General features: G+C 48.9%; 4 protein-coding genes. 3 read left to right on the top strand and 1 reads right to left on the bottom strand.

The annotated features are described in order from the left end of the window. Nucleotides 1–719 (top strand): AEC family transporter (locus J5F18_RS16095; protein WP_346299563.1); only part of this gene is annotated, 719 nt, incomplete at its 5' end. Here the strand turns inward: J5F18_RS16095 and J5F18_RS16090 are convergent. Beyond that, entirely contained in the window at nucleotides 653–1,477 is an 825-nt protein-coding gene (locus J5F18_RS16090) for a fatty acid desaturase (protein ID WP_346299562.1), read from the bottom strand. The two genes, J5F18_RS16095 and J5F18_RS16090, sit on opposite strands and share 67 nt — an antisense overlap. 162 nt (nucleotides 1,478–1,639) lie before the next feature. Here J5F18_RS16090 and fabR point away from each other — a divergent pair, with 162 nt between their 5' ends. Then, nucleotides 1,640–2,275, top strand: coding sequence for an HTH-type transcriptional repressor FabR (gene fabR, locus J5F18_RS16085; RefSeq protein WP_346299561.1), 636 nt, complete (start codon nucleotides 1,640–1,642; stop codon nucleotides 2,273–2,275). A 46-nt stretch (nucleotides 2,276–2,321) separates the two neighbouring features. Continuing rightward, nucleotides 2,322–2,620: hypothetical protein (locus J5F18_RS16080; protein ID WP_346299560.1), on the top strand; the 299-nt coding region annotated here is incomplete at its 3' end.

Raw genomic sequence — 2,620 nt, 5'->3', positions numbered from 1 at the left:
CATTAGCGATTGGTTTAATTTTGCTCGCGGCACGAATCATGAAGTGGTCGCGTGAACTGACCGGCGCCTTACTGATCGTCGTGCCTCTCGGCAATACGTCGTTTCTTGGCTTTCCCATGGTGGAAACCTTTTTCGGCAGCGAAGGCTTACCTTATGCGGTGATTTATGATCAGGTCGGCTCGTTTATTGCGCTGGCGTTCATTGCATCGACCTTTGCCGCAGTTTATGGCAATCTCAACGAGGGTTCGCAAACACCTAACGGCGGTTTCGCTATCGCGAAGAAACTCCTGACGTTTCCACCCGTTGTCGCCTTAGTGATCGCCCTGCTCTTTGGTCAAACCGAATACCCACGAGTGATTCAGCCCTTGATCAGCAATTTAGCGGCAACGTTAGTGCCGGTCGTCATGATTGCAGTCGGTTTTCAGTTACAGTTTCGTATTCCACGTGAAGATTTGTTGCCCTTTACCTTTGCCATGGTGATCAAGTTGCTACTCATGCCATTAGTGGCTTTTGGCGTGGTTCGGACGTTCGATATGCAGAGTCTAGCGGCGCAAGTCACCGTGCTCGAAGCATCGATGCCCTTTATGATCAGTGCCGGCGCTATTGCAATTAGCGCCGGTTTAAAACCGAGATTTGTTGCATCTCTTGTGGGTTATGGCGTTCTATTCGGATTACTCACCGTGCCCATCTGGGCTTGGGTATTGCAAAGTTCCTCTTGAAACTTCTCGACCATGGTTTGCGAACGCAGCGACTTTCGTTTCGCTCGCATTGCATCGCGTGCCTTAGTAATTTCACTGGCACGAGTACGGCGGAGGTTTTTCGCAAGCCCGACACTCCGCAATGTCAGAATCAACCACTTCGTTGGATCAAAGTGATACCAACGGACACCGTTCCGATAATCACCAGAAAAAATATGGTGGAAGTTGTGATAGCCTTCACCGCCCACTTGACCAAGCGCCAAGCCAATCGCCAACGGTAGACCAATGTTCATGATGAAGACCAGCGCTAAGTAATGTTTGTGCTGCCAGCGAACGATAGGATCACGTTGTAAGTCTTTTACATTGCGATAGTCGTTATAACGATCTTCCTGATACTCGCGTAACATCCAACCAATATGGGCAAACCAGAAGCCACGAGTAATCGAATAGGGATCTTTGTCTTCATGATCAACATGTTTGTGATGCTCGCGGTGATCAGACGCCCAATGCAAAACACTGTTTTGCAGTGCTAATGCGCCACCTAGCGCGAACAGAATCCGGACCGACCAATGCGCATCCCAAGCTTTATGTGACCACAAACGGTGGTAACCTGCCGTAATTGAAATGCCCGCAAAGACGAACAAGCCGATAAAAGCGAGCCATAGTGGCCAAGTAAAACCTTGTGACCAAAGATACCACGGTACACCGATGAGACTAACAAGGAGGGTTGAAGCGAATAGTGTGGTATTGAGCCACAAAATTGGAGGTTTTTCTTTCATGTACATCTCTCAACAATTGAATCGACACGTGAAGTGAATTTAGGCTAACACGTGTACGCTGAATCTACCCTTTCTCGAAGCAGAAAACAAGTCTACAAATTGAATTTAGTGACCGTCACTGATACATTCCCGAGTTACCCATTCGGTTTAGGATCCTTGGTCATGGTAGGAATTCGCGCCAAACAGAAAGAAAAAACACGGCGAGCACTGATCGATGCGGCACTCAATCAATTGAGCCCGCAAACCACTTTTTCGAGCCTAAGCCTGCGTGAAGTTGCCCGCGAAGCTGGGATAGCACCAACCTCCTTTTACCGCCATTTTCAGAATATGGACGAACTCGGTTTAACCCTCGTTGACGAAGGCGGATTAACATTGCGGCAATTATTACGGCAAAGTCGTCAACGTCTTGCCAAAGGCGGCTCGGTCATTCGTATTTCGATCGAAATTTTTATGGATTTTATCAGCCATAACAGCAGTGTATTCCGGCTTTTATTGCAAGAGCGCAGCGGTACTTCAAAGGAGTTTCGCTTAGCCATTGCCCGCGAAATAGAACACTTTAAGTCTGAACTCGCGGACTATTTACACACCGAACGCCAATTACCACCAGACCTTGCTGAAATTCAAGCCGATGCTATGGTGCGCGTGGTGTTTAGCGCCGGGGCGGACGCGCTCGATCTCCCTCCCTCAGAACGCCAGTTACTTGCAGAACAAACCATTCAACAACTGCGTATGATTGCGCAGGGCGCAACGAGCATGCAGCAAGCCGCAAGTACGGATGCGACCCCAGCGTCAAGCTGATACACTGATTGCGATTTATTCACTAACAAACAACAAGGAGTATGCCATGAGTCGATTACTGAGTTGGCTCAGCGTATTATTTTTCGTCACGGTTCCTGTCAGTCAGGCCGAACAACGAGATATTACGCTTGAGGAAGTCATTACGACCCAACGCGTCGCGCAAGCAATAACAACAACCGACGGGTCGGTTACTGCATTTACCAAAGTACGTCCGCGGACACCGTATAAAGAAGATGACGGTGGCGCTTATACGGAACTATTTGTTCATAACGCCGCTGGCCAAGTTGTGCCGTTCATTACCGGCGACGTGCGGATTGGCCAAATCCGTTTCAGCCGTGATAACCA

Source organism: Halomonas sp. BM-2019 (assembly GCF_017584085.1).
The sequence above is the reverse complement of the archived record's forward strand: the minus strand, read 5'-3'. Positions and strand labels throughout refer to the sequence as shown.

What these genes read in the sequence shown, in the direction of transcription:
- fabR (WP_346299561.1), top strand. Translation starts at nt 1,640, where the DNA reads ATGGTAGGAATTCGCGCCAAACAGAAAGAAAAAACACGGCGAGCACTG.
- J5F18_RS16090 (WP_346299562.1), bottom strand. Translation starts at nt 1,477, where the DNA reads ATGAAAGAAAAACCTCCAATTTTGTGGCTCAATACCACACTATTCGCT.